Source organism: Corynebacterium sp. H128 (assembly GCF_037482625.1).
GTDB lineage: Bacteria > Actinomycetota > Actinomycetes > Mycobacteriales > Mycobacteriaceae > Corynebacterium.
The window spans coordinates 54177-78284 of sequence record NZ_JBBHKW010000001.1 but is presented as its reverse complement, the minus strand read 5'-3'; the positions used below and the strand labels follow the sequence as shown (position 1 = coordinate 78284).

At 58.4% G+C, this 24108-nt stretch carries 23 protein-coding genes; 5 read left to right on the top strand and 18 right to left on the bottom strand.

Annotation, left to right across the window (positions count from 1 at the left end; all coding sequences use genetic code 11):
- Positions 1 to 15: 15 nt before the first annotated feature.
- From dapA to dapB, 3 genes are read right to left on the bottom strand one after another with little or no spacing between them, the layout of a single operon-like run.
- Positions 16 to 927 carry a 4-hydroxy-tetrahydrodipicolinate synthase gene (gene dapA / locus WG915_RS00320; protein WP_339563372.1) on the bottom strand — a complete coding sequence of 304 codons (912 nt, stop codon included), beginning with the start codon at positions 925 to 927 and terminating at the stop codon, positions 16 to 18.
- A 38-nt stretch (positions 928 to 965) separates the two neighbouring features.
- Positions 966 to 1718 carry an FAD-dependent thymidylate synthase gene (gene thyX / locus WG915_RS00315; protein ID WP_339563371.1) on the bottom strand — a complete coding sequence of 251 codons (753 nt, stop codon included), beginning with the start codon at positions 1716 to 1718 and terminating at the stop codon, positions 966 to 968.
- Between the two features lie 21 nt (positions 1719 to 1739).
- Positions 1740 to 2489, bottom strand: coding sequence for a 4-hydroxy-tetrahydrodipicolinate reductase (gene dapB / locus WG915_RS00310; protein ID WP_339563370.1), 750 nt, complete (start codon positions 2487 to 2489; stop codon positions 1740 to 1742).
- 126 nt (positions 2490 to 2615) lie between these two features.
- Here dapB and WG915_RS00305 point away from each other — a divergent pair, with 126 nt between their 5' ends.
- Positions 2616 to 2795: a hypothetical protein gene (locus WG915_RS00305; protein WP_339563369.1), complete on the top strand. Its 180-nt coding sequence runs from the start codon at positions 2616 to 2618 to the stop codon at positions 2793 to 2795.
- A 111-nt stretch (positions 2796 to 2906) separates the two neighbouring features.
- On the opposite strand, the gene WG915_RS00300 is transcribed toward WG915_RS00305, so the two are convergent.
- The 4 genes from WG915_RS00300 to WG915_RS00285 all read right to left on the bottom strand — a co-directional run bounded on the left by WG915_RS00300 (position 2907) and on the right by WG915_RS00285 (position 7811).
- Complete coding sequence (locus WG915_RS00300) at positions 2907 to 5153, bottom strand: polyribonucleotide nucleotidyltransferase (RefSeq protein ID WP_339563368.1); 2247 nt, start codon at positions 5151 to 5153, stop codon at positions 2907 to 2909.
- Positions 5154 to 5540: 387 nt separating this feature from the next.
- A complete protein-coding gene (rpsO, locus tag WG915_RS00295; RefSeq protein ID WP_339563367.1) occupies positions 5541 to 5810 on the bottom strand; it encodes a 30S ribosomal protein S15 in 270 nt (89 codons plus the stop codon).
- Positions 5811 to 5928: 118 nt separating this feature from the next.
- On the bottom strand, positions 5929 to 6855 hold the full coding sequence (locus WG915_RS00290; RefSeq protein WP_339563366.1) for a nucleoside hydrolase: 927 nt from the start codon (positions 6853 to 6855) through the stop codon (positions 5929 to 5931).
- The gene (locus WG915_RS00285; protein ID WP_339563365.1) at positions 6852 to 7811 is read right to left on the bottom strand and encodes a bifunctional riboflavin kinase/FAD synthetase; all 960 of its coding nucleotides are present in this window, start codon (positions 7809 to 7811) and stop codon (positions 6852 to 6854) included. Before WG915_RS00285 ends, WG915_RS00290 begins: the two co-directional genes overlap by 4 nt.
- Positions 7812 to 7841: 30 nt before the next feature.
- On the opposite strand from WG915_RS00285, the gene truB reads away from it, so the two are divergent.
- A complete protein-coding gene (gene truB, locus WG915_RS00280) occupies positions 7842 to 8735 on the top strand; it encodes a tRNA pseudouridine(55) synthase TruB (protein WP_339563364.1) in 894 nt (297 codons plus the stop codon).
- Positions 8736 to 8744: 9 nt separating this feature from the next.
- On the opposite strand, the gene WG915_RS00275 is transcribed toward truB, so the two are convergent.
- From WG915_RS00275 to rimP, 9 genes are all read right to left on the bottom strand, one after another.
- Entirely contained in the window at positions 8745 to 9401 is a 657-nt protein-coding gene (locus WG915_RS00275) for a 4'-phosphopantetheinyl transferase family protein (protein ID WP_339563363.1), read from the bottom strand.
- Positions 9391 to 10203: a metallophosphoesterase family protein gene (locus WG915_RS00270; protein ID WP_339563362.1), complete on the bottom strand. Its 813-nt coding sequence runs from the start codon at positions 10201 to 10203 to the stop codon at positions 9391 to 9393. Before WG915_RS00270 ends, WG915_RS00275 begins: the two co-directional genes overlap by 11 nt.
- Positions 10204 to 10241: 38 nt before the next feature.
- Positions 10242 to 11555, bottom strand: coding sequence for an MATE family efflux transporter (locus tag WG915_RS00265; protein WP_339563361.1), 1314 nt, complete (start codon positions 11553 to 11555; stop codon positions 10242 to 10244).
- Positions 11556 to 12530 (bottom strand): DHH family phosphoesterase, encoded by a 975-nt coding sequence (locus tag WG915_RS00260; protein ID WP_339563360.1) that lies wholly within the window; start codon positions 12528 to 12530, stop codon positions 11556 to 11558.
- A 3-nt stretch (positions 12531 to 12533) separates the two neighbouring features.
- Positions 12534 to 12962: a 30S ribosome-binding factor RbfA gene (rbfA, locus tag WG915_RS00255; protein ID WP_339563359.1), complete on the bottom strand. Its 429-nt coding sequence runs from the start codon at positions 12960 to 12962 to the stop codon at positions 12534 to 12536.
- 131 nt (positions 12963 to 13093) lie between these two features.
- Positions 13094 to 16003 carry a translation initiation factor IF-2 gene (gene infB / locus WG915_RS00250; protein WP_339563358.1) on the bottom strand — a complete coding sequence of 970 codons (2910 nt, stop codon included), beginning with the start codon at positions 16001 to 16003 and terminating at the stop codon, positions 13094 to 13096.
- Between the two features lie 109 nt (positions 16004 to 16112).
- The gene (locus WG915_RS00245; protein WP_339563357.1) at positions 16113 to 16442 is read right to left on the bottom strand and encodes a YlxR family protein; all 330 of its coding nucleotides are present in this window, start codon (positions 16440 to 16442) and stop codon (positions 16113 to 16115) included.
- 145 nt (positions 16443 to 16587) lie between these two features.
- Positions 16588 to 17577 (bottom strand): transcription termination factor NusA, encoded by a 990-nt coding sequence (gene nusA, locus WG915_RS00240; protein ID WP_339563356.1) that lies wholly within the window; start codon positions 17575 to 17577, stop codon positions 16588 to 16590.
- Complete coding sequence (rimP, locus tag WG915_RS00235; RefSeq protein WP_339563355.1) at positions 17574 to 18128, bottom strand: ribosome maturation factor RimP; 555 nt, start codon at positions 18126 to 18128, stop codon at positions 17574 to 17576. Before rimP ends, nusA begins: the two co-directional genes overlap by 4 nt.
- Before the next feature lie 42 nt (positions 18129 to 18170).
- Here rimP and WG915_RS00230 point away from each other — a divergent pair, with 42 nt between their 5' ends.
- A complete protein-coding gene (locus WG915_RS00230; protein ID WP_339563354.1) occupies positions 18171 to 18950 on the top strand; it encodes a hypothetical protein in 780 nt (259 codons plus the stop codon).
- Between the two features lie 156 nt (positions 18951 to 19106).
- Here WG915_RS00230 and WG915_RS00225 read toward each other — a convergent pair whose 3' ends face one another.
- Positions 19107 to 20843 carry a proline--tRNA ligase gene (locus WG915_RS00225; protein WP_339563353.1) on the bottom strand — a complete coding sequence of 579 codons (1737 nt, stop codon included), beginning with the start codon at positions 20841 to 20843 and terminating at the stop codon, positions 19107 to 19109.
- Positions 20844 to 20862: 19 nt separating this feature from the next.
- Positions 20863 to 21402 carry a hypothetical protein gene (locus WG915_RS00220; RefSeq protein WP_339563352.1) on the bottom strand — a complete coding sequence of 180 codons (540 nt, stop codon included), beginning with the start codon at positions 21400 to 21402 and terminating at the stop codon, positions 20863 to 20865.
- A gap of 29 nt (positions 21403 to 21431) precedes the next feature.
- Between WG915_RS00220 and yaaA the strand changes: the two genes are divergently transcribed.
- Together yaaA and WG915_RS00210 are read left to right on the top strand one after the other, a co-directional pair.
- The gene (yaaA, locus tag WG915_RS00215; protein ID WP_339563351.1) at positions 21432 to 22136 is read left to right on the top strand and encodes a peroxide stress protein YaaA; all 705 of its coding nucleotides are present in this window, start codon (positions 21432 to 21434) and stop codon (positions 22134 to 22136) included.
- Positions 22137 to 22160: 24 nt separating this feature from the next.
- On the top strand, positions 22161 to 24101 hold the full coding sequence (locus tag WG915_RS00210) for an MMPL family transporter (protein WP_339563350.1): 1941 nt from the start codon (positions 22161 to 22163) through the stop codon (positions 24099 to 24101).
- Positions 24102 to 24108 lie beyond the last annotated feature (7 nt).

Here is a 24108-nt window from a genome sequence, read left to right as displayed (position 1 = left end):
GTGGTTCGGTCATATTTATAGGACTCCAGCCTCTTCTAAATCTTTATGGAGTGCCTCGATCTCAGCATCGTTTGCAGCGACCTGAGGAAGTCGAGGATCTCCGACGTCAATGCCCTGCAGTCGCAGAGCAGCTTTACTCATACTGACTCCACCCAATCGAGCTTGCGCACCAAAAAGTGGAAACAGCGTGGCGTTGATTTCCCGCGCACGGGCGAGGTCGCCGTCCTCGAAGCTTGTGTACAGCTCACGCAACAAGCGCGGAGCCGCATGTCCAACCACAGAGATGAAACCTGATGCCCCAAGGCTCAACCATGGCAGGTTAAGTGGGTCATCTCCTGAGTACCACGCAAGACCAGTTTGAGCGATCAAATCAGTCGCGGCGCAAAGGTTACCCTTCGCATCCTTCATCGCCGTAATATTCTCATGGTCAGCCAGACGCTTAATGGTATCAGAAGTTATCTCAATTGCTGACCTGCCGGGGATATCGTACAAACAAATTTGTAGATCGGTTGCATCCGCGATGGCGATAAAGTGCTGATATACGCCAACTTGAGAGGGCTTTGAATAATACGGTGTCACTGCGAGCAGCGCGTCTGCCCCCGCGGCGGCGCTTGCCTTCGCCAAGTCAACCGAGCCCTTGGTGCAATTCGTACCGACACCGGCCACGATCTTAGCTCGTTCCCCGATTTCTGCACGCACTGCTTTAATCAGCGCGATCTTCTCGGTAGCAGTCGTCGTGGGCGATTCCCCAGTGGTGCCCGAGATAATCAGGCTATCGATGCCGTTATCAACCAGGTGGGTGGCGAGTTGCGCCGCTTTGTCTAGGTCCACCTCGTGGTTCTCATCAAAGGGCGTGACCATGGCGACGCCGACGGTACCGAATGTTTCCGTGCCTGTCTTTGCTGCGAGACCGGTATGTGTAGGCATGGTTTCTACCTGTACTTTCTTGTTTCTGTTGTCGTTTACTAAAAGTCAGTTACGTATGGGCTCGTCGCCATTTCCGAACCATCATGCAGCTTTGCGATGTCAAAGTCTCCGAACACCACTGGCGCCTCTTGCTGTAAAACTTTGAGACATTCCACTGCAACTTTACGGATCTCAACGTCCGCATGTTCGGTGGCACGCATACCGATGAAGTGACGCCAACTGCGGAAGTTTCCGGTCACCACGATGCGCGATTCAGAGGCATTCGGCAAAACGGCGCGCGCAGCCTGGCGAGCTTGCTTCTTTCGCAGCAGCGCGTTGGGTTCCTCGGCGAGCTTCTCATCCAATGCGTCGAGTAGCTCGTCGAAGGCAAAGCGAGCTTCATCGACGGCCCGGTTGAACAGGCGCATCAGGTCCTCGTCCGCGGCAATGAGCGGTGGGACCACGACGTTGGTCTCCTCCGGATGAACAAAGCGCTGGGAAAGCTGGGAGAAGGAGAAGTGACGATGCCGCACCAATTCGTGCGTCGCACTGCGCGAAATACCGCGAAGATACAGTGTTGCAGTCGCGTGTTCTAGGAGCGCGATGTGCCCGACCTCCATGATGTGTCGCAGATAGGACGCGTTCTCGGCAGTGCGCGGGTTCGGCTTATCAAAGCTCTCATAGCAGGCCCGCCCGGCGAACTCGACGAGCGCTTCCCCGCCGGAGGCATCGGTGTCCCACTTGATGTCTGCCGGAGCAGTGAAGTTCGAGCACGCGATCAATTCCACGCTTAAAGGTACGGCCTTCGCCATGTCAGTAACTCCTCCTTCCGCTCAGATGTCCAGGTAGTGCTCAAGGCCAACGGTCAGCCCCGGGTTCTTGCCCACTTCACGACAACCGAGGAGCACACCCGGCACAAAAGAGGTGCGGTCATATGAGTCCTGACGAATGGAAAGCGACTGGCCCTGCGTGCCGAAAATGACTACCTCATGCGCGACGGTGCCTTGCATACGAACCGCATGCACTGGGATTCCATCGATGTCAGTGCCCCGCGCGCCGTCGAGCGACTGGTTGGTGGCGTCAGGCTGCGGCTCCATGCCCGCTTCTCGACGAGCATCAGCAATGCCCTGCGCAGTGTGAATGGCGGTACCTGAAGGAGCATCCAGTTTGTTCGGATGGTGCATCTCTATTACTTCGGCAGATTCGAAGAATCGCGCAGCCTGCTTGGCAAACTCCATGGTCAGCACAGCGGAGATGGCGAAATTCGGGGCGATCAATACGCCAACCCCTGGGTTTTTGTCCAGCCAGCCCTGGACGGTAGCGAGGCGTTCCTCGTTGAAACCGGTGGTACCAACTACACAAGAAATTCCGTGGTTAATGCAGAATTCCAGGTTGTCCATCACGACCTGGGGCGCGGTGAAGTCTACGATGACCTGAGCGTCGGCGTCGACAAGCTGTTGCAGACTGTCATCGCGATCAATCTCTGCCACCAAGGACAGCCCCTCAGCTGTGGTTACTCCCTCAACCACGGCCTGTCCGACTCGCCCTTTTGCGCCGAGAACGCCGACTTTAATGTCACTCATCTATGCTTCGCCTTCCTGTGCGGTCTATGCTTTCACAGTCTAGTCCTCCACTATAGACGCCATTTATTAAGACACTCTAAACCAGGTTAATTAGAAGTGATTTAGATCTTGGCTAAGCTCATTCAAATGAGATCTAGCATCCTGTCAAGAAGGCTCGCTGGCTTTGCCGGAGTGATCCTCCTACTGCTCATCGTGGGATACGCTACTGGCCACTTCAAATGGGCCGTCCAAGCCAGCATCTTTTCGGTGGTCTTTTGGGTTTTCGCGTTGGCGATCAAAAAGGTGATCTTCTTCGGGGAAGAATAAGGCACCGTTGCCAAGTCCAGGGCCGGAAGCCTAAACCATATTTAGAAAAACGGCGGCCTCCCCAAGCATGTGCTTAGCGAGGCCGCCGATGCAGCGAAAACGTCTAGGAGATTAGTCCTCAGACTCCGCAGCGTCATCAGAAACTGGAACCAACGAGATCTTACCGCGGTTATCAATGTCCGCGATCTCAACCTGGATCTTCTCGCCCACGTTAACTACATCCTCAACCTTCTCGACGCGCTTATCGCCACCGAGCTTGGAGATGTGAACGAGACCGTCGCGACCTGGCATCAGGGACACGAAGGCACCGAAGGCAGTGGTCTTCACCACGGTGCCCAAGTAGCGCTCGCCTACCTTAGGAAGCTGTGGGTTAGCGATGGCGTTGATCTTCTCCATCGCAGCCTCAGCGGCCTCGCCGGAGGTAGCGGAAACGTAAACCGTGCCGTCTTCCTCAATGGAAATATCTGCGCCGGTCTCTTCCGTGATCGAATTGATGGTCTTGCCCTTAGGCCCGATCAGCTCGCCGATCTTGGATTGTGGGACCTTCACCGAGGTGATGCGTGGTGCGAGTGCATTCATCTCGTCCGGAGCATCGATGACCTCAGCCATGGTCTCAAGAATCGTGATGCGGGCATCGCGTGCCTGAGACAACGCAGCGGCGAGCACCTCAGAAGGAATGCCATCCAGCTTGGTGTCCAGCTGGAGAGCAGTCACCAAGTCGCGGGTGCCTGCGACCTTGAAGTCCATGTCGCCGAAAGCGTCTTCGGCACCGAGAATATCGGTGAGCGCGACGTAACGGGTCTCACCGTCGACTTCGTCGGACACCAGGCCCATGGCAATACCAGCAACTGGAGCCTTCAGTGGCACGCCGGCGTTGTATAGCGACAGCGTTGAGGCGCAGACCGAGCCCATGGAAGTGGAGCCGTTCGAGCCGAGAGCTTCGGACACCTGGCGGATCGCGTACGGGAACTCTTCGCGAGACGGGATCACTGGGATCAACGCACGCTCAGCAAGCGCACCGTGACCGATCTCGCGGCGCTTAGGAGAGCCGACGCGCCCGGTCTCACCAGTGGAGTATGGCGGGAAGTTGTAGTGATGGATGTAGCGCTTGGACTTTTCAGGAGTCAGCGAATCAATCTGCTGTTCCATCTTGAGCATGTCTAGCGTTGTCACACCCATGATCTGGGTTTCGCCGCGCTCGAACAAGGAAGAACCATGCGCGCGAGGGATGAGGTCTACCTCGACCCCCAAGTCACGGATATCGGTGATGCCACGGCCGTCGATGCGGAAGTGATCAGTGAGGATGCGACGACGTACAACGGCCTTCATGACAGCGTTGTAGGCAGCGCGAACTTCCTTCACTTCTTCTTCGTCAAACTTCGCGACGATCTCTTCCATGAATTCATTAGTGGCTTCGTCGCGCTCCTGCTTACCCTTGAGGGTCAGCAGCTTCTCGAGCTTCTTAGCAGCCAGCTTTTCCACTGCCGAGTAAATCTCGGAGGTGTACGGCGGGAAGAGTGGGAACTCTTGGGTTTCTTTCGCGGCGGCGTCGGCAAGCTTAGCCTGTGCGCGGCAGAGGATGTCGATGAACGGCTTTGCAGCCTCGAGGCCCTCGGCAACTACCTCTTCGGTAGGAGCTGGTGCGCCAGCCTTAACGCGCTCAATGACAGACTCGGTAGCGCCCGCCTCCACCATCATGATGGCGACATCATCGACCTGCTTCTTGCCCACCTTCTTGGAGACAATGCGGCCAGCTACCACGATTTCGAACAGCGACTGCGCATGCTGCTCGTGGGTTGGGAACGCAACCCACTGCCCCTTCGGATGCTCCTCATCAGCGATCAGCGCCATGCGCACGCCGCCGACTGCACCGGAAACCGGAAGGCCGGACAACTGGGTTGCAGCGGAAGCGCCATTGATAGCGAGCACATCGTACATGTCCTTGGGATCCATGGACAGAACAGTGATGACCACCTGTACTTCATTGCGCAAGCCCTTAACAAAGGTCGGACGCAGCGGACGGTCGATCAGACGACACGCCAAAATTGCCTCAGTAGATGGCCGACCTTCACGACGGAAGAAAGACCCCGGGATGCGGCCAGCGGCGTACATCCTTTCCTCAACGTCAACGGTCAGTGGGAAGAAGTCAAAGCCTTCGCGCGGTTGGTTGGATGCGGTGGTAGTAGCCAACAGCATCGTTTCTTCATCCAGGTACGCAGTTACTGCGCCGCCAGCCTGTCGAGCCAGCTGCCCGGTTTCGAGGCGAATAGTGCGGGTTCCGAAGTCACCGTTGTCGATAGTTGCGGTGACACCGTAGGTGCCAAACTCAGGGTCTTGATAGAAAGCGACATCGCTCATGTAGGCGAGTACTCCTCTTTACGTTCGTCTTGCGTGGCGGTCATCGGTGCCGCCAATTTTGTGTCCAGGTTTATAGACTGCCCGTTATCCTACCATTTGGGACGACAAATCCGGGTGTGCTCCCCGCCACTGCTTTTCGACGCCACCAACCAACGCATCCCGATGGCCGAGCGAACCCCGCTCACCGGGGACTAGCAGCGCGTCGCGATTACCCGCCGAACCCCTTTTGCCGAACTTCCCTGGATGCCACCGATTACCAATAACGCCGACCTGCAAAGTTCGGCAACAAGGGTTCGCACAACCCATCGGCACGCCCCACCCCGCGCACCCATACAACACAAAACGCCCCCACCGTAAAAACGGCGGAGGCGTGAAGCTTTAAGAAAATTATCGACGCAGACCCAGGCGACCGATGAGGTCACGGTAGCGCTCGACATTGTTGGCAGCCAGGTACTTCAGCAGGCCCTTGCGACGACCAACGAGCAGCAGCAGTCCACGACGAGAGTGGTGATCGTGCTTGTGGAACTTCAGGTGCTCGGTCAGGATCTGAATGCGCTTGGTGAGCATTGCGATCTGAGCCTCTGGAGAACCGGTGTCGGTCTCGTGCAGGCCGTACTCGGCCAGGATTTCCTTCTTCTGCTCAGTAGTAAGAGCCATGGAGTTTTCTCCTTGTAGTTATTTCAGTCCGCATGAAAGAATCCGCTTGCAGGGCACGCGGGGCCAAACTGCTGCGAACCGCAGTAAAGACCATCGACCAACTTAGCACGCGGCGGGGTTAGGAGCGAAATCCTCCCAGCCGGGTCATGAACTCATGATGGAAACGTTCTTTCTCCACCGCCACCGCAACTCGCGTGACCGCTCCCTCGGGTCCGCGTTTAGTGGCGTCGCCAATGGTGCGCCCGCGGGTTGGGCCCGTGGTGTCCACGGTCAGATGGATCGGTAGGAAAAGTGCCAGCGTAGGATCCACCGCTACTGCCACTGCGAGCGGATCGTGCAGGCCACAGCCACCGAGTTGTGGCGAGGTCGTGGCATAGGCATCGATGTAGTAATCAGTAATATCGGCGAGGAACTCGGCACGCTCCCCTGCCCCACGCCATTGCGCGGTGTCGGACTTGCTCAGCAAAGTTTGCAGGGTGACATCAAGCCCGATCATGGTGACATCCATGCCAGATCTGAAGACCGCATCTGCGGCGTCGGGGTCCTGCGCAATATTGGCTTCACTCCACGCGGTGACGTTTCCCGGGACCGTGAGTGCACCGCCCATGATCACCACTTGGGTCTTGGCAAACGCTGGATCACGTTGCAAGGCCAGCGCGAGATTGGTGAGTGGGCCCGTGGCAACGATGATGAGGTCATCATGAGTGGCAGCTGCTTCAACGAGAAATTCGATGGCATCCGGCGCTTCACCGCTCAGGACAGGTACTGCGACGTTAGCGATGCCGTTTTCGCCATGAATGAAGCGGGAAATGTCCAGTACTTCGAAGGAGTCCGCAGCAATAGCGTGTACGGCCCCGGCATAGACGGGAATGTCGGATCGTCCGAAGAGCTGCAAAATCGCGCGGGTATTGGCCACCCCCTGCGCTGTGGTGACATTACCGAAGGTGCCGGTGATCCCGATCAGTTCGATCTCTGGGGATGCCAGTGCGTAGGCTAGCGCCAGCGCATCGTCGATTCCCGTATCAAGGTCAAGAATTACTTTCACGCCAGGATCTCGCGAATCTGCGCAATATCGCGCTCCATTGCTTCCAGCAGTTCGGCCACCGATTCGAACTTCAGCATGCCACGCACGTGCTGTATGAACTCCACGGTGCAATCATGCCCATAGAGGTCCGCATGGCGATCCAGCACGAAGGTTTCCACGCTGCGGCGGGCATCACCGAAGGTTGGATTCGTTCCTACCGAGATCGCCGCTGGGTAGCGCACGCCGCGTTCCATATCGCCGTCGATTGGCGCTTCGGAGTCGATGAGGAACCAGCCGGCGTACACGCCGTCCTGTGGCAGGGCTGCCGATTCCGGAAAGTACATATTGGCCGTCGGGAAGCCTAGCTCAGCCCCGCCGCGACCTGCACCCCGGGCCACCATGGCGGAAACGGAAAACGGCCTTCCCAGCACTACCGCTGCGGAAGCGACATCGCCGCCGGCCAGGAACTTGCGCACATTCGTGGAAGAACAGCGGATGCCATCTACCTCCAGCAAGGGCTGCACAATCACCTCGATGCCATGCGCGCGTCCCAGCTCAATGAGAGTTTCGGTATTGCCTGCTGCTTTATGGCCGAAGCGGAAGTTCTCCCCCACAACAACGCACTGTGCGCGAAGCTTGTCTCGCAGGATAGTCGTGAAAAATTCTTCCGGTTCGAGTGCAGCCAAGTCACGCGTAAATTTCAGCGCAAGCATGTGCTCTAAGCCCTGGGCCGAGATTAGTTCTGCGCGATTTTCCAGGGTCCCGAGCAGGGGCGGCATGGAATCAGGGCGAATCACCGCAGTGGGGTGCGGATCGAAGGTCATCACCACAGCGGGCAGACCGCGCTGCGTCGCCTGCTCCCGGGCGGCAGCTATCAGGCTTTGATGCCCCCGATGCACGCCGTCAAAGACTCCGATGGTGACCACAGACCCACTCAGGGTGTCCGGGATTTCTTGAAGACCATGCCAAATATCCACGGCTAAAGATTACGTCATAGACTAAAGCGCATGTGTGATCCCTTGGCTAATTCTGGAATCGTGGTCGTCGATAAGCCTGCCGGCATGACGAGCCATGACGTCGTGGCGCAGCTAAGGAGGGCTTTCGGTACGCGGAAGGTGGGGCATGCGGGCACGCTCGACCCGATGGCTACTGGAGTGCTCGTTGCGGGGATCGAGCGTGGCACGAAATTCCTCGCGCACATGGTGGCGGAGACCAAAACCTACGAAGCCACCATCCGCTTAGGCATGTCCACCACCACTGATGACCGCGAGGGCGAAGAGCTGCAGCTCTCAGATGCCTCCGCTGTCGAGGACACCACCATAGCTGAGCATATTGCCGCGCTCACTGGTGAGATCATGCAACGCCCCAGCTCCGTGAGCGCCATTAAGATCGATGGTAAGCGCGCCCATGAACGGGTCCGCGCTGGCGAAGATGTTGTCCTGCCAGAACGACCAGTCACCGTGTTTAGCTTTGAGGTCTTGGATCGGCGTCGCGAAGGCGCTTTCTACGACCTCGATGTCAGCGTCCATTGTTCCTCCGGCACTTACATCCGTTCCCTTGCGCGCGATCTGGGCGAGAGGTGCGGGGTGGGCGGACACCTCACTGCCCTGCGTCGCAGCTCAGTCGGACCCTTCACCTTGGAGCACGCCCGCACACTCGCAGACATCAAGGAAGACCCGCGTCTGTCGCTTTCCCTGGACCAGGTGTTGGCGCTGTCCTACCCCATCCTTGAAGTCACCGCGCAGGAAAGCGCCGACCTTGCGATGGGAAAGTGGCTGGAACCGCGTGGGCTGGCAGGCGTCCACGCCGCTGTCGGGCCGGATGGCAGGGCCGTCGCCCTGGTGAAAGAGCAAGGCATGCGCTTATCGACGGTCTTCGTCGCGCGCCCCTCAACGCTCTAGCGCGCTCGCTTAGGACACCGCGGTAGTGGCCACCACATAGCCATCCTGAACGACCCAGCGTCCCGAAATGAACGGCACTGGGGTCGGTCGCACGAGCAGATAGGACACGAAGGTCCCGTCATCACGCAGGTCAATCTCGGCCTGGTCAAATCCCAACCAGCGGTGAGTGAGCGGGAACCAGGCCTTGTAGGTGGCTTCCTTGGCGCAGAAAAGCAGGCGATCCGCGCATTCGATGCCGTTGTCTCGCAGCCGGTCGAGCTGTTCCAATTCTCCGTCACGGGCGATGGAACCGATCACTCCCGGTGGCAGTGGCTCTGCCGGCTCCGCATCCAGCCCCATGGAGCGCACCAGCAACCGCGGTGCTACTACCGCTGCCCGGAAGCCTTCGGTATGGGTCAGGGATCCGCTCACTGAGGCCGGCCACAGTGGCATCCCGCGCTCACCGCGCAGGATCGGAGCCCCAGTATCTCGACCAAGCTCTTTCAGTGCCTGGTGAGCGCACCACCGAGCATCGCCGAATTCTGCCTTACGTACGTCCACGGAGTGGGCAACAAGTGCACGTTCCAGCGGATGCAACGCGTAGAAATGGTCCAAGACAGTCGACTGTGGGCCCGTGGTGTGGGTCGCGAAACGGGCGGAGGCTGGGAACAGGGATTTATCCAGCAATGTCCACCTCCATGACCGGGAATGGCCACGGCCGGTCCGGTGGCAGCAATTCCCACTCCCGGGGATAGCCCAGCGAAACCTCAATGTGGGGTATGCCAGCTACTTCAACGATGCCTGGCATGTGTAGATGCCCGTAGATCACCGACTTCGCTTCGTAGCGTTGCGCCCACGTCCTGGTATGTCTGGTGCCGCACCACAACCCGATCTCCGGGTAAGCCATCATGTTCACTGGTTCCTGAACTAGTGGCCAGTGATTCACCAGAATCGTCGGACCGCTGACTCGGCCCAGGCGCTTAATCGAATAGGCCAGGCGATCCCAACACCAGGCGCGAACATCCACGAACGGGGCGATGGCAAACTCATCGGTCATCACCACTTGTACATCGTGTGCCGCTTGCACCGCCTGTTCTACGGTCACCCCCTGTTTGCGGAAGGAGTAATCATAGAGCGTGAACAGCGGAACGATGGTGACACCGCCAAATACGGGAAAAGGATCCTCGGGGGTTAACACATCGATAAGCCGACAGCCTTCAACGAGTTCATCGTATTTGTCTCTGCCTTTGGCCCGATCCCCACTGCGGGAAAACAGCTCGTGGTTTCCCGGCACCCAGATCACGCAAGCAAATTTTTGGCGTAGCTTGCCCAGGACCTGCAGCACCAACTCCGTTCTTTCGGCGACATCACCCGCTACGATGAGCCAGTCCGAAGGATGGCGCGGGTTTATCGAGGCGATCGGGTTCGCGTTCGCTTTCACCGCCGCATGCAGGTCAGAGACGGCCCATAGCGTTTGTACTTCTGCCATTGCGTCTCTCCCTCCCAAGCTATCCTTTTGATTATGCCTCAACATTGTGCTTCGTGAACTTTAGCCCACTTCATACTCCGGAATCGCCAGATTACGGCAATTGCGCGGAGCACAATGAAGCTCGCCAGCCCACACCACACTCCTAGGATGCCCCATCCGAACGCGAGTGACAGCCAAACTGCTGGGAGAAATCCGCACAGCGCGGCCGCCATGGTTGCGTTGCGCAAAAACGCCGCGTCAGAGGCACCGAGCAACACACCATCCAGGGCGAACAACACTCCGCCGATCACGACCATGCCGCACATGAGCAACCATGGACCACGCATCGTGGCCAACACGTCTTGATCCTGAGTGAAGATGCGGGGTATCACCCACGTTCCGGCGAGCAGCGCGACACCGAGTCCGGCGGCCAGGAGCGTCGAGAAGCGCACGATCTTTTCGCCGATGGCGCGAGCAGTGCTTATCGACGCCGCCCCCAACGCCGATCCAATCAGCGCCTGCGCCGCAATGGCCAAGGAATCCAACACCAGGGTCAGGAAGGACCACAATTGCAGGAGAATCTGGTGCGAGGCCAGCGACACCGCCCCGAACCGTCCTGCCACTGCTGCCGCAGACACAAAGGACACCTGCATCAGCAACGATCGCAAAATCAAGTCCTTGCCCATCGCCAACTGCTTGCTGATGATGGACCAGCGTGGCAACCAACTGCCCTTATGCGCCTTGAGCAGCGCAGCAAAGAACCCGAGGAAGGTGATGGTCTCCCCCACCAGATTCGCCCAAGCCGAACCCACGATGCCATAGTGCTGCACCAGGATCGGAACGAGCGCAGCACTGGGGATCACACCTGCGAGAGTAAACAACAAGGGCAGCCGGGTGTTTTGAATGCCGCGCAGCCAGCCGTTACCAGCCATAGTGGCCAGAATCATTGGGATGCCCAGCGAGGCCACCCGCAACCACTGGGTAGCTTCACTAGCCACTACACTGTCCCCGGCCAACCAGAGTGAGAGTGTTGGCGCGGTGAACCATACGAGCAGTGACAATAGCGCCCCAACAACCCCCGCTACCCAGGTCGCCTGCACTCCCTCCAGCACGGCAGCGCGCTGTTTCCCCGCACCAAACAGGCGTGCGGCCCGCGCAGTAGTGCCATAGGACAGGAATGTCAGCTGCGTGGTCACCTGTGCCTGAATCGTTGTTGCGGCCCCCAGCGCAGCGAGGTCCGTCGAACCCAGCCTGCCGACGACAGCAGTATCAAGCAGCAGGTAGATCGGCGTCGCTGCCAGCACGCCTAGTGCGGGCAGCGCTAGGCCCAAAATTTGCCTAGCGGTTACTTCTTTAGGATCACGTTTGGCCATTTAAGCAAGCGTGACCTTTGTAGCCTCACGCAGGAGCGCGCCTAACACTTCCTCCACTGTCCCTTCTTGGGTATATCCGGCGGCACGCAGGTGTCCGCCACCACCAAGGGCACCGGCGATCAGGGAAACATCAAGATCACGCGTGGTGCGTAGTGATACTGCGAACCAACCAGGGTGATATTCCTTGAGCACGGCGCCAAGATCCGCGTTATCCAGGCCCCGTACATACTCCACGAGGCTCTCCACCTCGGAGGTAGAGCGCCCGGCGATTAGATCGTGAGAAGCAATCAACACCGCCACCTTTAAATCCCCGGCCTGGTGGACAGCGATTCCACCAAGGACGCTGCCGATCATTTTCAGGCCGGCGATGCTGATGCCGTCGATAAGCTCGCCGGCAATCTCACGAGTGTCCAAGCCGCAGGCGACCAACTCGCCCGCCAGTGTGTGCATACTTGGTCTGCCCCAGCGAAAGCTACCAGTGTCCGTGACCAGGCCGGCATACAGGGCATGCGCGATGTCCTTGGTCAGTGCAACGCCAAGGTCAGCAAGCCATTCCCGCAAAATAGTAGTGGTGGATTCCGCCGCAGAATCCAGCAGATTCACTGTGCCAAAGCCCGCGTTGGAGGCGTGGTGATCCACCATGACAACCGGTAGCGCTGCTTCCTGCAGCTGCTGGCAAAAGGCACCCGTGCGATCGATGGAACCACAGTCAACCACAATGACGAGGTCTGCTGTCGGCAGGTCCTGGGCGCAAGTGATGTCATGTGCACCAGGAATGCTCAGCAGATCCTCCCCAAAAGGGCAGGACTGTCCGATCCAACCACCGGCTTCCTTGCCCAAGCCCCGCAATGCCAGCGTCAAAGCGCACACGCTGCCGATAGCATCAGCATCGGGACGGATGTGCCCGATGACGGCTATTTTTTCGGCGGAGCGCACCAAAGAACTAGCGGCGTGGAACTGCGCCTGGGTAGTCATAGGTTATTCATCCTTATATGGCTGCGGATCGCCAGCTGGCCGGGCACCCTCGGCGAGTTTACGCAGCTCTTCATCACGCTGGCGCGCTTTTTCGAGCAGGGCCTCCATGTGCGCCGAAGCTTCCGGAACGGTATCGAGCTTAAAGCTCAAGGTCGGGGTAAACCGCACTCCTAGCTGATCGCCTACGGTCTTTCGGAGCTGGCCACGCGCACGGTGCAGTGCCTCGGCGGCAGCCTCAGTATCAGGGGCTTCGTCCACCGTGGTGCCCCGGACAGTGTAATAGATCACGGCATCGTGGAGGTCTCCGCTGACGGTGCAGTCGGTGATGGTGACAAATTCGAGCCGACGGTCCTTAATATGCAATTCCACCGTTGATGCAACGATCTGCAGGATCCGCTTGGCAAGTCGAGCTGCGCGAGCATTATCAGCCACGTCAGTCATCCCCCTTCATTTGTTCTGATTGACCTTGTTAAGTCTACTTAATTAGCGTGCTAGGAAGCTAAACAGGCACCCGGCCCAACTGGGCTAGGTGCCTGCTTGGCATGTGAGTATCCGGTGGCGAACTAGTCGCGCGGAACCTCAACCATTTCATAGACCTCGATGGTGTCCCCGACCTGAATGTCTGGGTAGGACAGCACCATACCGCACTCGTAACCGGCGGTTACCTCGGTAGAATCGTCCTTTTCACGACGCAGCGAGTCGATGTTGGTCTTTTCCACGATGACGTTGCCGTCGCGGATGAGGCGGGCCTGAGCGTTACGACGCACCTTGCCCGACTCGACCATACAACCTGCGATGAGGCCGACAGAGGAAGCCTTGAAGATGGCACGGATTTCAGCCTTGCCAACTTCGCGCTCTTCGTAGATTGGCTTGAGCATGCCGCGCAGGGCCTGCTCGATCTCCTCGATAACGCGGTAGATAATCGAGTAGTAGCGGATCTCCACGCCTTCGGCATTGGCTTCTTCCGTCGCCTTGCCTTCGGCACGCACGTTGAAGCCGATGATGACGGCATCAGATGCGGCTGCCAGCGAAACGTTGGTTTGGGTAACTGCGCCAACACCGCGGTCGATGATGTTCAACTGAACTTCGTCATCGATCTCGATCTTGAGCAGTGCTTCTTCCAGTGCTTCTACAGAACCGGCATTGTCGCCCTTGAGGATCAGGTTCAAGGTAGAAGTTTCCTTGAGCACCGCATCCAGGTCTTCCAGGGAGACGCGTTTACGGGACCTAGCAGCCAAGGCGTTGCGCTTACGGGCGCTACGCTGGTTGGCGATCTGACGTGCCACGCGGTCATCTTCAACCACGAGGATGTTGTCACCAGCACCTGGGACTGAATTCAGACCCTGTACCTGTACCGGACGGGATGGGCCCGCCTCGACAACGTCCTCACCATATTCGTCAACCATGCGACGAACACGACCGAAGGCATCGCCGACGACGATGGAATCACCGACGTGCAAAGTGCCGCGCTGGACGAGGATCGTTGCCACTGGGCCACGACCGCGGTCCAGGTGAGCTTCAATAGCAACACCCTGTGCATCCATTTCCGGATTCGCACGCAGATCAAGGGAAGCGTCTGCTGTCAGCAGCACGGCCTCCAGCAGCGTTTCAATGTTCGTGCCCTGCTTAGCAGAGATGTCCACGAACATGGTTTCGCCGCCGTACTCTTCTGGAACGAGTCCGTATTCGGTCAGCTGGCCACGGATCTTCTCCGGGGTGGCGCCTTCCTTATCGATCTTGTTCACTGCCACCACGATTGGGACATCTGCTGCCTGAGCGTGGTTGATTGCTTCCACAGTCTGTGGCATGACGCCGTCGTCTGCAGCAACAACCAGAATCGCGATATCCGTAGACTTCGCGCCACGGGCACGCATCGCGGTAAAGGCCTCGTGGCCTGGAGTATCCAGGAAGGTGATCGTACGGGACTGATTCTCGAGGTGAACCTCTACCTGGTATGCACCGATGCCCTGGGTAATGCCACCGGCTTCACCCTTACCGACGTTCTCCTTACGGATCGTGTCGAGCAGGCGGGTCTTACCGTGGTCGACGTGACCCATGACGGTGACCACTGGTGGACGCTGCGCGAGGTCATCCTCATCGCCTTCGTCTTCACCGAACTGCAGATCGAAGCTCTCCAAGAGTTCGCGGTCCTCATCCTCTGGGGAGACGACCTGAACCTTGTAGTTCATTTCTTCACCGAGCAGCATCAAAGTCTCTTCAGACACGGATGCGGTAGCAGTGACCATTTCGCCGAGGTTGAACAGCGCCTGTACGAGAGCTGCAGCGTCTGCGCCGATCTTCTCTGCGAAGTCAGCCAAGGAAGCACCGCGTGCCAGTCGCAAGGACTGGCCCTTGCCGTCCGGCAAGCGCACGCCACCGATGACGTTTGGTGCCTGCATTGCTTCATATTCGCTACGCTTCTGACGCTTCGACTTACGACCCCTGCGAGGTGCGCCACCTGGACGACCGAAAGCACCAGCGGTGCCACCGCGACGTCCGCCGCGAGCGCCGCCTCCGCCGCCACCAGGACGGTTGAAGCCACCTGGGCCGTTGTTGCCACCCTGGCCGCCGGAGCCGCCACGGCCACGTCCGCCGCCAGCTGCGCGCGATGGCATCTGGCCTGGAGTAGGCGCGTTATTAGGCATCATTGCTGGCGATGGACGACGTCCGCCGCCCTGACGTTCTTCAGAACCGCCCTGCGGACGGTTGCCGCCCGGACGTCCCTGGTTGCCACCTGGGCGTGGACCGCCCTGACCTGATCGGCCTTGGCCGGCTCCGCCACGGCCGCCTGGACGAGGTGCTCCGCCGCCTGGGCGTGGGCCACCCTGACCTGGGCGTGGTGCGTTGGCGCCTGGACGAGGTGCAGGTCGCTCGGATCCGCCACCGGTAGAGAATGGATTGTTTGCTACGCGAGGTGCGCGGCCACCGGGCTTCGGCCCTGGCTTTGCCATTGGACGAGGCATAGCGCCGTCCTGTGCTGGCTTCGCTGCGGCCGGCTTTGGAGCTCCTGGCTTAGCGCCGGCAGCTGGTTTTGGCGCGCCAGGCTTGGTCGCAGCAGGTTTCGCAGCTCCAGGGGTTGGTGCCTGGAATGCTGGCTGCTGCGCATTGCTTGCAGCTGGCTTCGACGCACTGGCAGCAGGCTTTTGTTCGGCTTGTGGGGCAGCTTGTGGTGCTGGCTTGGCCGCGCCAGGTTTTGGAGCTCCTGGCTTAGCGCCGGCAGCTGGTTTTGGCGCGCCAGGCTTAGCCGCAGCTGACTTAGCAGCGGCAGGCTTGCCGGCAGCAGCCTTTGGAGCTTCTGCAGCACTGACACCTTTCTTTTCGTAGTACTGCGCCATCTTCTTCACCACGGGTGGTTCGATGGTGGAAGACGCAGTTTTTACGAACTCGCCCTGATCTTTCAGGGTTCCGAGCAGTTCCTTGCTGGTAATACCGAGCTGTTTCGCCAACTCATGTACACGTAGCTTTCCGGGCACTTTTCTCCTCTATGTTTTCTAGAAGTCTCCAAGGCCCTGGAAAGGGTGTTTGGAAAGACTTCTAGGTGTCTACCTTGACGTTCATCGCTGATGCTTCATCGTGTGCTCATCAGTGCTGTAGTCTTCCTTCTTCGATGTCGGGTCCAGCAACAATAGCTGTGATGTACTCGCGTACAGGACCTGTGTCTGGGTTTCCAGACACCCTTAACGCCCGCCCGAAAGCGCGACGCTGTTCAGCAATTTCCAACGCGTTAAGCGTCGGAGTAATCCATGCGCCCCGGCCGGGAAGTTTTCTTTCCGGATCGGGCACCACTGTGTTCGGCTCTGCCGCGCTAGAAACAACGCGCAGCAGGTGTACATCGGGAAGAACTTGCTTTGTGGCAATGCAGGTACGCATCCGCAAACTCTGCACTAATGGCTGAGTTTGGACTTGTCTCATGCACTACCCTTTCTTCACGCATCGAACATGTAGCTGAAAATGGCAACAAGAAATCGCCAGCCCGCGCACGGGCCATCCACTACTCTACGCCACAACAGCCAAAAAGTTAACCCACGGTTCACCCGACACGCTGGTGGCTGTCACACTATTCCGCGTCAGAACGGATATCGATCTTCCAACCAGTCAGGCGAGCGGCGAGGCGAGCGTTCTGCCCTTCTTTACCGATGGCCAAGGAAAGCTGATAGTCCGGCACCGTGACCTGCGCATGCTGTGCCTCTAGGTCGATTACTTCGACGCTTACCACCTTGGATGGCGCGAGTGCATTGCCCACATATTTTGCTGGCTCATCGTCAAAGTCGATGATGTCAATCTTTTCGCCACCGAGCTCGGACATGATGTTGTTCACGCGCTGCCCCCGTGGGCCGATGCAGGCGCCCTTGGCGTTCAGGCCCTTGACCATCGCACGGACCGCAATCTTGGTGCGGTGGCCAGCTTCACGGGCAATGCCCATGATTTCCACTGCTCCATCGGCAACCTCAGGGATCTCCAGCTCAAACAGCCGGCGCACTAGTTCGGGGTGGGTGCGGGACAGGCTGATCTGTACGTTGCGCGGCTGCCGGTTGACCTCAACAATGTAGGTCTTCACTCGATCACCGTGGGCCAGCTTCTCACCAGGAATTTGCTCACCAGGAAGCAGCAAACCGTCCTGACCATCCAGTTCGGTGCCGAGGTTGACGACGACGATGCCGCGTTCGTTGGCAATGGCATCTGCCTCTACGCGACCGGAAACGACGGCGCCTTCCAGGCCTGAATATTGGTCAAATGTCTGAGCAGCTTCAGCTTCGCGCAGCTTTCGGATGATCGCGTCTCGCACCGACAACGCGCCAACACGACCGAAGTCCTGTGGGGTGTCATCAAATTCGGAGACAACGTTTCCCTCTTCGTCACGCTCGGTGACGATCACGGAAACATCACCGCTGACCTGGTCAATATCGATGCGGGCATTCACATCTTCATTGCCAGCAGACGCCTTGTAGGTCTCGAGCAGCGATTGCCCAATCGTCCAGATGAGCTCTCGAACTGGGACACCTTTGTCCTTCTCGATGGCCTCAAGAGCCTTGACGTCAATATTCACTTGTTTTCCTCTCGCCACGCAGTGGCTTTGTCGTACGTCTTGCCGACGATTTCTGCTTCGTCAGCGGGAACATTTGAGAATTCAATTTCTACCACTGCTGGCGGCTGTGATGCCAATTCGAGCTCGCGGACACTGAGATTTTTTCCCTCGCGAGCGATGAGGACGACGTGGGTTTCGGCGTCGTTAAGCGCGCCGATGCGGGCAAACTCTTTCTGATCGTCCTGGGTGAGGACGACCTTGCGGCCCCGATTGCGGCGCCAATGCCGCGGCGCAGTCAACGGCGTATCGACGCCCGGAGTAGACACCTCAAGGTTGTAACCAGGCCCAAATGACACCTCACCGCGCTCCTCGGCGGCATCCAAAGCTTCCGAGACTTCATTCGAAATGACCTCAAGCAAATCAAGATCCGGACGAGAGTCACTGTCTACCGCAATAGCGACGACCGATTTCGCACCAGCCTTCGTGATCTTGATCCCCTCTAAATCCAAGCCATGCGAAGCAAGGAACGGGCTGATAATTTCTGTAATTTTCTCTGCGGTAGGAAAAGCCATGGCTACCACCATAGCGCGTACTCCCAGGTAGACTGAACCGCTGTGAAACTACGCCTGCTTGCCCTCACCACAGCCTGCGCGCTCGGACTCAGCGGCTGCGCCATCATCGCGCCACCAAAACCGAACAAACCGTTGCAAGCGGTAGCGGAAAGCGCGCTGAACGACTCCGCAGGCCTCGCCGAGACCGACGCCTCACTATCAGCCCTGCGCAGCGAACAAGCACAAGCTCTGTTCGCAGAAATCGCACGCCTATGTGGACGCAACAAAGAAGGCGCTACACCACCCGAATGCGTCCTCCCCACCGCTGACGCCACGCCTTCCACCGGCGATGCAGCGTCCTTAGCCACCGCCGCGCAGGAGCAAATACTCGCACAACTCGACGACTTCCCCAAGGAATCTCTCCCCCGCGTCTTCGAGGTTTACACCCAGCTCGCTCCCTACACCGCCGAGCGCGACCCCGGAGATGTCCCCACCAAGGACACCAAATCCGTGGATGGCATGCGGGCATGGGAAAACTCGGTCATCTTTGGGCTGGATGTAGCTTTGGCGTTTGCAGGTAACGCCACGACAGACATCGAAGCAGCGGTCGAAGTACACAAAGAGATCGCGAATGCCCTCCCAGCGGGCGAAACCCCCGCACCGACTTCGTATGATCTCAGCGGATACCCAGACGTCAGCGACACCGACTCCGCCCGCGAATTCATGCAGGCAGTGCAAGCCGACAGCGTAAAACGTTGGAGCATTTCCGCAGCCGAAACCAAGGACCCCAGCTGGCGGAAATACGCGTTAATTCAGGCCGGAAACGTGGCTCGATTCGGCTAAGGCTTGGTTTTGGCGCCGCGCGCGCCGAATTACTCACACCGGAAAGTCGCTACAACGCGGCGCATTCAGGGGGTCAGTGCATCATTGCTGACCACACCAAGTGACAAATTCCGCACGAACCCACACCCAGGCGAAACAACTGCCCAGCGGCCGAACCTACTTAAGCAGTTCGGCTACCTTTGCCAAGGCATCGTCATAAGCGATTTCTAAGGTCTCGCCGCCTCGGATACGCACCTCGACGTTGCCATCAGCGAAGGATCGTCCCAGGATTACGGCGACCGGCATTCCGAGTAACTCGGCATCCTTGAATTTTACGCCTGGGGATACTTTTGGACGGTCGTCGATAAGCACTTCGATGCCGGCTTCGGACAGTGCTTCAGCCAAGGACTCGGCGGCCTCCGTAGCTGCGGCATCCTTGTTTGCCACTGCCACGTGCACCTGGAATGGCGCGACTTCGGCCGGCCAGACCAGTCCCTTTTCATCATGCATCTGCTCGGCGAGCACTGCGATGAGCCTGGAGACACCGATACCGTAGGAGCCCATGGTCGGGATCGCGGTCTTGCCGTTTTGATCCAGGATCTGGACGTCGAACGCCGAGGTGTACTTGCGGCCGAGCTGGAAGATGTGGCCGATCTCGATGCCGCGCTGCAGGGTCAGGGTGCCCATGCCGGCCGGCGCTGGGTCGCCTTCGCGGATTTCCGCAGCTTCGATGAAGCCGTCCGGAGTGAAGTCGCGGCCGCACACCATGCCCACGACGTGGTGGTTAGCCTGGTCTGCGCCGGTGATCCAAGAAGTACCTTCCACCACACGCGGGTCGGCGAGGACGCGGACACCGTTATCGGCCAGAGCCTTCGGGCCGACGTAGCCCTTAACCAGGAATGGGTTCTTGGCAAAGTCTGCTTCTTCAGCGAGTGCCACTTCAGCAGGCTCGAAGGCCGCTTCGAGGCGCTTCATGTCTGCTTCACGGTCGCCTGGCAACAGGACTCCGGTGAGCTCCCATTCTTCGCCCGGCTGCCGGACCTTCACCACAAGGCACTTCAAAGTGTCCTTCGCTTCAGCCTCAATGCCGGCAGATTTAGCCCACTCGACCAGCGCGTCAATGGTGACAGCGTCCGGGGTTTCATGAATGACGGCCTCCGGCTGGCCCTCGATTGGTCGTTTTTCGCCAGGCTGCGTCACGACGGCCTCAACATTGGCCGCATAGTCGCCATCGGTGGCGGAAACGAAGGTGTCTTCGCCGTTCTCGGAAATCGCCAGGAACTCTTCAGATGCGGAACCGCCCATGGCACCGGAGGTGGCGGCACAGATGGCGTACTTCACGCCGAGGCGGTCGAAAATACGCTGGTAGGCCACGCGGTGCTGCTGGTAGGACTCCTCCAGGCCTTCGTCGCTCATGTCGAAGGAGTAGGAGTCCTTCATCACGAACTCGCGGCCGCGCAGGATGCCGGCGCGAGGGCGTTCTTCATCGCGGTACTTGGTCTGGATCTGGTACAGAGTGACCGGGAAATCCTTGTAAGAGCTATAGAGATCTTTCACCGTGGCGGTGAACATTTCCTCATGGGTCGGGCCGAGCAACATGTCGGCGCCCTTGCGGTCCTTGAGCCGGAACAGACTGTCGCCGTATTCGGTCCAGCGGTTAGTCACCTCGTAAGGTTCGCGTGGCAGCAGTGCCGGGAAGGACAGCTCCTGCGCGCCAATAGCGTTCATCTCCTCGCGGACAACCGTTTCAATGTTGCGGAGGACTCGCAGGCCCAGCGGCAACCACGAGTAGACTCCCGGGGCGACGCGGCGGATGTATCCGGCGCGGACGAGGAGCTTGTGGCTAGGGACTTCAGCATCTGCTGGATCCTCACGCAAGGTGCGCAGGAAGAGCGTGGACATACGAGTGATCATGGTTGATAAATATACCGCGCTAGTCAAAGGGAACGAACACGAGATACCAAGAATCTCCCAGGTCGCGTCGTAACTCCATATGCTGCGGCACCTCAAGCCCGCCTGGTGCGTGTACGACGTAGTAGGAGTCTACGAATCCGCCCCCTAAATCGAAGGCCGGGTTACCTGCCACATCTGTGCAATAGATATCCCTGGTTAGGCCGGCGGTACTGGGGCATTGGCCTGCGGCTATAGCGTGTTCCAAGTCGGCCTTGATGACAGGCCAGTGGATCCTCTCCGAGATGCCGAGGCCTAGCACGAGCGCAGCAAAAGCTAGCACGAGCAAGGGCCATATCAGTGATCGATAGATTCGCTTCCCCGCAATCGAAACCACGATCACGGTTAGATAGAGCACTCCGAAAACCGGGAAAGCCAACATGAGGCCAATGAACCAAAACGCATGCGCGCCTCCTGGGACACTTGCTTCATAGAACAGGAACACCAGGCAGATTGTTAAAGCCACAGCCATAACAATCTCCACAACCACCGGGATTTGCTCCCGCGGGCCTGAAGCCTTCAAGCAGACCACCTCCTACTACAGTATGACCCATGTTGATCGTGTTGCCTCCTTCGGAGACGAAAGCCTGGGGCGGGGATGGCCCGGCGTTGGACGTCGATAAGCTCAGCTTCCCCGAACTGAACACCGTGCGTCGAGACTTGCTGCGGATCCTCTCGCACATGACGGATGCGCAGGCTATGAAGAATCTTGGCCTGTCAGAAAAGCAGCTGGCCGAGGCCGTCGCGAATCGCGAGCTACTCTCCTCTCCCACGATGCCGGCGATCCTGCGCTACACCGGCGTGCTTTACGACGCCCTGTGCGCCGAATCCCTCCCGCCAAGTGCCCTCGACAAGCTCGCCGTCGGTTCTGCACTCTTCGGCCTCGTGCGCGCCAACGACATGATCCCCCACTATCGTCTTTCTGGCGGTAGCAAACTCCCCCGCTCCACCAAAACAATGAAAGCGCGCTGGGGGACCCGCATCACAACGGCGCTGTCCGCAGAAAAGGGACTGATCGTCGATCTGCGCAGTGGCACATACCAGCAGCTCGGCCCCGTAAAGGACGCAGTCACTGTGCGCGTGGAAAAGGACGGCAAGGTAGTCAGCCACTTTAATAAGCACTACCGCGGGCTAGTGGCGCGGGAGTTGGTTTTGGCAGAGCCTTCTCATTCCGTGGAGCAGGTTATAGCGGTTCTAGAAGCTGCTGGTATGAGTGTTGAACGCCGCTCTCACTGGGAGTTATGTTTGATTGTGTAGATGTCACAATTAAACTACTGCACTATGACTGCAACTTCATCGCACCGATTTCGGTTATGGTTCCTCATCACGCTTTTGATCGGCATTGCCGGAATCGGTTTCGGAGCGAATGAATCCACCTCTAGTTCAGTAGATCGTTTGCCAGAGGGATTCGACTCAACCTTCGTTGCCCGTGAAATGGCCAAAATTCCAGGTGACGAGACCTCTGCCGCTATTGCAGTTCTCAGCTTTGAGGACCCCGCAACACTTGCCAGCCTTCAACCCTTGGCGAATGAACTCGGCGGCCCGGTGATCCCGGCGCAAGACGGCACCGCCGCCATGATTCCTTTCGAAGTCCCAGACGGTACGAACGCGGCAGATAAGCAAACCATCGAGGAATTCCGCGCCAACCTCACTAGCAAGCTGCCTGAGGGAGTGAGTTCCCAGGTCACCGGGCCGGTTGCTATCAGCGCGGATCTGGCCAATGTGTTTTCTGGCGCGAACTTCATGCTACTGGCGGTGACGGCCACGATTGTGGCGGTGTTGTTGATCGTCACTTACCGTTCCCCATTCCTGTGGTTGTTGCCTCTCCTCATCATCGGTATTGCAGACCGCTTTGCCACTGTGACCTCTACGCATCTGTTGCATGCGAGCGGCGCAATTGCCGACGAATCCACCTCAGGAATTTTGTCGGTGCTTGTGTTTGGCGCGGGCACTGACTACGCACTGCTGCTGATTTCTCGTTATCGCGATGAACTGCACAATCACGCAAACCGATTCGCCGCCATGCAGGCATCCTGGTGGCCGACCACCAAGTCGATTGTTGCCAGCGCGTCGACAGTGATGTTGGGGATGCTTTGCCTGTTGCTTTCGTTGGTACCAGCAACTCGTGGCCTTGGCCTCGCCTGCGCATACGGCATCGTCGTAGCTGCCTTGTTTGCGATTTTCGCATTGCCAGGCATGCTCGTCCTCTTCGATCGCTGGATCTTTTGGCCTAGAGTGCCTCGCAACGGCACCGAGGTTCAACACGGCGCCGTCTGGGACAAGGTTGGTGGCTTAGTGCGCAAGCGCGCTTACGCGGTCATGAGCATCGCGATCCTACTGTTAGTTGCCGCTGGCACTTTGCTGATCGGTGCCCGCGTCGGTCTCTCCACGACCGAGCAGTTCCTGGATACTCCAGAATCTATACAGGCCTCCGCTACTTTGGAAACAAAATTCGGTGCCGATGCCACACCGGCAAATGTCTGGACCCAGGATCCGGAAAGAACCACAAAGGAAATTGAAGGTCTCGGTGGGCGAGTAATGAGCACCAGGTCCGGTGATGGCTACGAAATCCTCATGGTTTCTGGTCCCGGACCTGAAGATCTACGCAGCACGCTAAGCAAAGCCAAAGTGGGAGGCCCCGAGGCGGAAAACATCGATAGCATTGCCAGCGCCAAACGTGATCAACGGGTAGTGTTCCCGCTTCTTGCTTTGCTGGTGACCCTTGCGCTCAGCGTCCTCATCCGTTCAATCACAGCGCCGATCATCATGGTTGCCACCGTGATATTGACGTATTTCTCCGCAATGGGCATATCGTGGGTGCTGTTCACCCAGATCTTTGGTTTCAGCGCCATCGCGGAAACTACCCCGCTGTATGCTTTCGTCTTCCTTGTCGCTTTGGGCGTGGATTACAACATCTTCTTGATCACCCGTGCCCGCGAGGAAGCCGATCGCATTGGTACCCAAGAAGGTGTATTGAAAGCTTTGTCTGCAACAGGCGGTGTGATCACCTCCGCTGGCATTTTGTTGGCTGCAGTATTCGCAGCGCTTGGGGTGCTGCCACTAATCGCACTCGCCCAGATGGGCGTGGTGATCTTCATAGGCGTGCTCATTGATACGCTGCTCGTTCGTACCGTGGTTATGCCGGCGATCGTTACCAAGATGGGTGATAAGTTCTGGTGGCCAGCCAAGGTGAATCGCGCTCAATCACCAGCCATTGCCTGAAAAAGGA